Origin of the sequence: Actinomadura sp. 7K534 (assembly GCF_004348575.1) — a bacterium.
GTDB lineage: Bacteria > Actinomycetota > Actinomycetes > Streptosporangiales > Streptosporangiaceae > Spirillospora > Spirillospora livida.
Genome location: NZ_SMKB01000324.1, coordinates 1 through 6,715, shown reverse-complemented (window position 1 = coordinate 6,715; position 6,715 = coordinate 1). Strand labels below are relative to the sequence as shown.

Genomic DNA, 6,715 nt, shown 5'->3' with positions numbered 1-6,715 from the left:
GGTCGGCGTCGCGCGGCTCGGCGGTGTCGCGGGGGGCCGCGGTCTCCCGGGCGGCGGCGGGGTCGCGGGACTCGGCGGCGTCCCGGGGGTCGCCCAGGTCGCGGGGGTCGGCGAGGTCGGTCTCGGTGCGCTCGGCCTCCGTGCCGCGGGCGGAGGGGTCGCGCAACCGGGCGAGGTGGGCGCGCAGGATGCCCTCGGCGGCCGGCTTCATGTCGACGTCCACGTACAGCCGGTCGAGGACGTCGCCCGCGACCGGGTCGCCCGACGGGCCGGCCGGACCGGGCAGGTCGGGCAGCCCGGACGGCGAGGTCGCGTACGCCGCCACCCCGGCCTCGCCGAGCGCCGCCAGCATCGCGTCGGCCAGGTGCGGGGCGAGGTCGACCAGCGGGGCGTAGGTGTCGGCCGACAGTCCATTGCCACGGCGATTCAAGGGGCCGGCTCCTTCGACTCCCGCGTGACCGGCAGCACCGGCATGACGGCCTCCGCTCCCCCATCGACATGTGCCCGGCGGCACCGCCGGCTCGCGGCGGCACTCCCGGACACCCTGAAACGTGTGTCCCACGGTATTCGCTGCGACGCCCGGAACAAGCCCCCCGGGCGCACCCGATTGAGATTTACGTTCAGAGCCTACGTTCATTCGGCGGCCCCGGACGCATCGCCCGCGAACGCGGCCGGGCCGCCCCTGAACCGAGCCGCGGACCGAGCCGCGCCCGGTGCCCGCGGCCGATGCCGTACCGGCCGGTAGATCGTTGGGACGGGGAGTGGGAAGATGTCCCATCATCTCCCGTCGGCAGGGACCGGTCGTGCTCACCCGGGGGCACGCGGTCCGAGGAAGGTCCCCGCATGCTCTGGTTCTGGATCCTGCTCCGGATCGTTCTCTCGCCCATCCTGTACCTCGGGTGGTGGCCGCGGAACCGCGGGATGAAGAACGTCCCCAAGCGCGGCCCCGCGCTGATGGTGAGCAACCACCTGTCGTTCGCCGACCACTTCTTCGGGCCGCTGCCGCTGATGCGGCCGATCATCTTCATCGGCAAGGGCGAGTACTTCACCGGCAAGGGGATCAAAGGGCTGATCAGCAAGGGGTTCATGACCGGGGTGGGCGTGGTGCCGGTGGACCGGACCGGCGGGTCGGCCGCCGAGGCGGCGCTGCAGACCGGGCTGCGGATCCTCGCGGAGGGCAAGCTGCTCGGCATCTACCCGGAGGGCACCCGCGCCCCCGACAACCGGCTGTACCGCGGCAAGACCGGGGTGGCGCGGCTGGCGCTGCAGTCGCGGGTCCCGGTGATCCCGATGGCGATGATCAACACGTTCGAGCTGATGCCGTCCGGGAGGACGCTCCCGCGGCTCGGCGTGCGGCCGGGCGTCCGGTTCGGCGAGCCGATGGACTTCTCCCGCTACTACGGCCGCGAGGACGACAAGGAGGTCCTGCGGGAGATCACCGACGAGATCATGCGGGCGATCCAGAAGCTGTCGGGCCAGGAGTACGTCGACCGCTACGCCGCCGAGGTGAAGGCGGAGCTGGCCGGCAAGAGCGCGCGCCCAGTGGCGGATGACGACGAGTAAGAGGGAGCCGGGCCTGGGGCTGGAGGCCGCGCTGTGGCGCGCCGTCGCGGTCTACCGGGGCCTCGCGCTCTGCTACGCCGCGGTCGTGATCGCGATGAACTCCGGGGGCTACGCGCATCCGGCGGGCGGCTGGGCCGTCCTCGGCGTCATGGCGGCCTGGACGGCGTACGCGGTGCGGGCCTTCGCCGACCCGCGCCGGCGCGGGCGGCTGCTGCTGGCCGCCGACCTCGCGGTCGCGGCCGGGTGCCTGCTGGCGACGGCGTGGGTGGAGACCGCCGCCAACATCGCCGCCGGGCGCCCGACGCTGCCGGTGTCGTGGGTGGCGGCGGCGGTGCTGTCGTGGGCGGTGGCGGGCGGCCGCCGGCTCGGCGTCGCGGCGGCGCTGGCGCTGTCCGCCGCGAACCTGCTGGTGCACGCCGTCGCGGGGACGACCGGCGGGATGGGCTCCACGACCTTCAACGGGATCGTGCTGCTGCTCCTCGCCGGACTCGTCGTCGGCCACGTCGTCCGGCTGGCGCTGGAGGCGGAGGCGCGGCTGGCGCGGGCCGTGGAGCTGGAGTCGGCCACCCGCGAACGGGAGCGGCTGGCCCGCCGCATCCACGACTCCGTGCTGCAGGTCCTGGCGATGGTGCAGCGGCGCGGCGGGGAGCTGGGCGGCGAGGCGGCGGAGCTGGGCCGGCTGGCGGGGGAGCAGGAGGCGGCGCTGCGGTCCCTGATCGGCAGCCGCCCGTCCGCGCCCGCCGCGGAGCCGGACGCCGGGGCGGGGGTCGACCTCCGCCCGCTGCTGACCGGCCACGCCTCCCCGTCCGTCACCGTGTCCACGCCGGCGACGGAGGTGCGGCTGCCCGCGCACGCCGCCCGAGAGGTCGAGGCGGCGGTCGCGGCGGCGCTGGACAACGTCCGGCGGCACGGCGGCCCCGGCGCCCGCGCGTGGGTGCTGCTGGAGGACGGCCCCGCCGAGATCACCGTCAGCGTCCGCGACGACGGGCCGGGGATGCCCGCCGGGCGGCTGGACGAGGCAGCGGCGGCCGGCCGGCTCGGCGTCGCGCAGTCGATCCGCGGCCGCGTCGCCGACCTCGGCGGCGAGGTCGCGATCTGCACGGCCGAGGGCGAGGGCACGGAGATCGAGATGACCGTGCCGCGCTGAGCGGGCGGCGGGGCGGTATGTCGGCTTAGGGTGAGGCCGTGAGTGACGTGCCCTTGAGGATCATGGTCGTGGACGACCACCCGATGTGGCGTGAGGCGGTCGCCCGCGACCTCGCCGAGGCCGGCCACGACGTGGTCGCGACCGCGGGGGAGGGGCGCGCCGCGGTCCGCGTCGCCGCCGCCGCGCGGCCGCAGGTCGCCGTGGTCGACCTCCAGCTCCCCGACATCAGCGGGGTGGAGGTGACCCGCCACCTGGCCGCCGCCGACCCGCCCGTGCGCGTCCTGGTGCTGTCGGCGAGCGGGGAGCAGCAGGACGTCCTGGAGGCGGTGAAGGCGGGCGCCACCGGCTACCTGCTCAAGTCCGCGGCGCGCGAGGAGTTCCTGGACGCGGTCCGGCGCACCGGCGAGGGCGACGCCGTGTTCACCCCCGGCCTGGCCGGGCTGGTGCTCGGGGAGTACCGCAGGCTCGCCGGCGCACCGTCCCGCGAAGACGACGACGCGCCGCGGCTGACCGAGCGCGAGACGGAGGTCCTGCGGCTCGTCGCGAAGGGCCTGACGTACAAGCAGATCGCGCAGCGGCTCGTCCTGTCCCACCGGACGGTGCAGAACCACGTGCAGAACACCCTCGGCAAGCTGCAGCTCCACAACCGCGTGGAACTCGTCCGCTACGCCATCGAGAAGGGCCTCGACCAGGAGGGCTAGGGGGCGGTGCCGCGGCCTTCGCCGACCCTCGGCGACAACGTGCGGTGCACGCCGCCGAGGGGCTATGGTCTAGACCAATGGCGCCACGCCGGAGCGGTCGGTGAATGCGCCGGCCGGTGGGGACCGGGTGGCTAGTCTGGCCATGTGAATCGAGGGAGGAGCCCGGTGGCGGGAGAAGGAGACGGCATGCGCGTCGGAGTGCTGACCGGAGGCGGTGACTGCCCCGGCCTGAACGCGGTGATCCGCGCGGTCGTGCGCAAGGGCGTCCAGGTCTTCGGCTATGAGTTCGTGGGCTTCCGGGCCGGCTGGCGCGGGCCCCTCGAAGGCGACACCGTGGCCCTCGACGTCCAGGCGGTGCGCGGCATCCTGCCGCGCGGCGGGACGATCCTGGGCTCGTCCCGGACGAACCCGATCAAGGTCGACGGCGGCGTCGAGCGGATCAAGGACAACCTGGCCGGCCTCGGCGTGGACGCGCTGATCGCCATCGGCGGCGAGGACACCCTCGGCGTCGCGAGCGAGCTGTACGCGAACGGCGTCAACGTCGTCGGCGTCCCGAAGACGATCGACAACGACCTCAACGCGACCGACTACACCTTCGGCTTCGACACCGCGGTGAACATCGGCATGGAGGCCGTCGACCGGCTGCACACCACCGCCGAGAGCCACCACCGCGCGCTGATCTGCGAGGTCATGGGCCGGCACGCGGGGTGGATCGCGCTGCACGTCGGGATGGCCGCCGGCGCCAACGTCATCCTCATCCCGGAGCGGCCGTTCGACATAGACAAGGTCGTCGGGTACGTCGAGTCCCGGTTCAAGACCCGGTACGCGCCGATAATCGTCGTCGCCGAGGGCGCCCACCCGGCCGAGGGGCAGATGCAGCTCCAGACGGGAGAGAAGGACGCGTTCGGGCACGTCCGGCTCGGCGGCATCGGCCAGGCCCTCGCCGACGAGATCGAGAAGCGGACCGGCAAGGAGGCCCGCGCCGCGGTGCTCGGGCACATACAGCGCGGCGGCACCCCCACGGCGTTCGACCGCGTCCTCGCGACCCGCTTCGGCCTGCAGGCGATCGACGCCGTCCGCGACGGCGACTACGGCAAGATGGTCGCGCTGCAGGGCACCGACATCATCCGGGTCGGGCTCGACGAGGCGACCAAGGAGCTGAAGACCGTCCCGCTGGAGCGCTACGCCGAGGCCGAGGTCTTCTTCGGCTGACCGCTCTCCCCGGCGGGAACAGTGAATCCGGGTCGCGGCGTTGGCTTCTCTGAGCAACACTAAGAAGTCCCTTCAGACCTGTTCCCGCCGGGAGGATCCCCCATGACCACGCTCGACGCCGCGCCGGCGGACGTCCGGCAGAAGCCGCCGGTCGACGGCGAGCCGTGCGTGCTGCTGAAACTGGGCGAGGTCGTCCTCAAGGGCAAGAACCGCGAGCAGTTCGAGCGGCGGCTCGCCGACAACGTGCGCACCGCCGTCCGCCCCATCGCCCGCGTGGACGTGATCCGGCGCCACGGCGTCTTCATCGTCCGCAAGCACGACGCCGACCTGGCGACGATGGACCGCGTCGCGCAGCGGATCACCGACGTCATGGGCATCGTGTGGGCGCACCGCGCGTGGCTCGTCGGCAAGGACGTCGCCAGCGTCGAGCGCGCCGCGCTGGAGCTGATGGACGGGCGCACCGGCACGTTCGCCGTCCGGTCCCGCCGCCGCGACAAGCGGTTCCCGATGACCTCCACCGAGCTCGACCGGCACATCGGAACCCTCATCACCGACCGCTACGGCCAGCCCGTCCGCCTCAAGAACCCCGACCACACGCTGTCGATCGAGGTCGACCGCGACGAGGTGTTCGTGTACTCCGGCGGCCTGCCCGGCCAGGGCGGCCTGCCCGTCGGCATGAGCGGCCGCGCCCTCGTGCTCATGTCGGGCGGCATAGACTCGCCCGTCGCCGCGTACCGCATGATGCGCCGCGGCCTCCGCGTCGACTACCTGCACTTCTCCGGCATGCCGTTCACCGGCCCGGAGTCGATCTACAAGGCGTACGCGCTGGTCCGCGAGCTGGACAAGTTCCAGGGCGGCTCGCGGCTGTTCGTCGTCCCGTTCGGCAAGGCGCAGCAGCAGATCAAGACGTCGGGCGCCGACCGCCTCGCGGTGATCGCCCAGCGCCGGCTGATGCTCCGCACCGGCCAGCTCCTGGCCCGCCGCCTGCGCGGCACCGCCCTGATCACCGGCGACGCGCTCGGCCAGGTGTCCAGCCAGACCCTGACCAACATCACCGCGCTGGACGACGCCGTCGACCTGCCGATCCTGCGCCCCCTCGTCGGCATGGACAAGGTCGAGATCATGGACCAGGCCCGCCGCATCCGCACCCTGACGATCTCCGAGCTCCCCGACGAGGACTGCTGCACCGTCCTGGCCCCGCGCCGCGCCGAGACCAAGGCCAAGATCGACGACCTCCGCCAGCTGGAAAAGCGCCTGGACGCCGGAGAACTGGCCGACCAACTAGCCGAATCGGCCCAAGAACACCGCCCCACCTACGCCGACCCAAGCTAGTCCACATGCAGCACACCCAAAACGCCACGGGAAACAGTGACGTGAGGATCGACCGGGGAGAAACGGGCGTTTCAGGGTCGCTTCCTTTAGGCGATGACACACCCTCACCGACATAAATGATCACTCACGGGGCGTGCGGCTGGAGCGGGTGCAGCGAGCGGAAGTCGCACGACCCGCCGAGCCGGGCGACCGCAGCGACACCCACACGCCCCGCACGGTCAAGCCAGCCCGCAACGGTGGCGTGAGGATCGACCGGCTCGCGACGGGGGTTCCAGGGGGTCGCCCCCCTGGACTAATGAGCATCGAAATCGGTGGGGCGTGGGGGTTCCGGGCCTATCGGGCTCATCAGGGTGATGCGTTCCACGCGGACGATGCGGAAGCGGCGGCCGGCGACGGCGATGCCGTTGCGGCGGGTGTCGTCCTCCATCAGGTCGGCGGCCTCGGTGAACTGGGCGAGGTCGGCGTCGCCGGGGTTCTCCACGGCGGGTACGACGTGGCGGAAGTAGGTGACGAGGGAGTCGCGGGCCTGGCGCGGGGTGTCGTGGAGCCGTCCGACCGGGCGCCAGCGCCGTTCGCTGCGTTCGGCGACGGTGAACGCGGGGGCGAGCGCGACGGGGGTGAGGAACGCGCCGGACGGTTCGCTGCCGTCCGCCGCGGCCGCGTCGAGGACCTGGCAGAGGAGTTCGGCGGTGGCGAGGTCGGAGGCGGGGCCGTCCTCGGGCAGCAGTTCGAAGCGGCGGCCGGGGTCGGTGTCCAGGTC

6 protein-coding genes and 1 pseudogene are annotated in these 6,715 nt (G+C 73.1%); 5 read left to right on the top strand and 2 right to left on the bottom strand.

What is annotated here, in order from left to right; genetic code table 11:
• Positions 1–430 (bottom strand): annotated as a pseudogene (locus E1266_RS39730) (hypothetical protein); the annotation flags it as partial.
• Between the two features lie 413 nt (positions 431–843).
• Here E1266_RS39730 and E1266_RS34295 point away from each other — a divergent pair.
• The 5 genes from E1266_RS34295 (at position 844) to thiI (ending at position 5,955) form a co-directional block, all read left to right on the top strand.
• On the top strand, positions 844–1,563 hold the full coding sequence (locus E1266_RS34295) for a lysophospholipid acyltransferase family protein (RefSeq protein WP_132054275.1): 720 nt from the start codon (positions 844–846) through the stop codon (positions 1,561–1,563).
• Entirely contained in the window at positions 1,550–2,710 is a 1,161-nt protein-coding gene (locus E1266_RS34290) for a DUF5931 domain-containing protein (RefSeq protein ID WP_132054273.1), read from the top strand. The genes E1266_RS34295 and E1266_RS34290 overlap by 14 nt, the downstream gene beginning before the upstream one ends.
• 62 nt (positions 2,711–2,772) lie before the next feature.
• Positions 2,773–3,411, top strand: a complete 639-nt coding sequence (locus E1266_RS34285; protein ID WP_207946093.1) for a response regulator transcription factor — start codon at positions 2,773–2,775, stop codon at positions 3,409–3,411.
• 186 nt (positions 3,412–3,597) lie between these two features.
• Positions 3,598–4,623, top strand: coding sequence for a 6-phosphofructokinase (locus E1266_RS34280; protein WP_132054271.1), 1,026 nt, complete (start codon positions 3,598–3,600; stop codon positions 4,621–4,623).
• Between the two features lie 102 nt (positions 4,624–4,725).
• Positions 4,726–5,955 (top strand): tRNA uracil 4-sulfurtransferase ThiI, encoded by a 1,230-nt coding sequence (gene thiI, locus E1266_RS34275; protein WP_132054269.1) that lies wholly within the window; start codon positions 4,726–4,728, stop codon positions 5,953–5,955.
• Between the two features lie 292 nt (positions 5,956–6,247).
• Here the strand turns inward: thiI and E1266_RS38505 are convergent.
• A partial coding sequence (locus E1266_RS38505; protein WP_207946092.1) for a DUF5954 family protein occupies positions 6,248–6,715 on the bottom strand: 468 nt, incomplete at its 5' end.

Excerpts from the sequence above, each read along its gene's own strand:
- E1266_RS34295 (WP_132054275.1), top strand. The coding sequence starts at position 844 with ATGCTCTGGTTCTGGATCCTGCTCCGGATCGTTCTCTCGCCCATCCTG.
- E1266_RS34290 (WP_132054273.1), top strand. The coding sequence starts at position 1,550 with ATGACGACGAGTAAGAGGGAGCCGGGCCTGGGGCTGGAGGCCGCGCTG.
- E1266_RS34285 (WP_207946093.1), top strand. The coding sequence starts at position 2,773 with ATGGTCGTGGACGACCACCCGATGTGGCGTGAGGCGGTCGCCCGCGAC.
- E1266_RS34280 (WP_132054271.1), top strand. The coding sequence starts at position 3,598 with ATGCGCGTCGGAGTGCTGACCGGAGGCGGTGACTGCCCCGGCCTGAAC.
- thiI (WP_132054269.1), top strand. The coding sequence starts at position 4,726 with ATGACCACGCTCGACGCCGCGCCGGCGGACGTCCGGCAGAAGCCGCCG.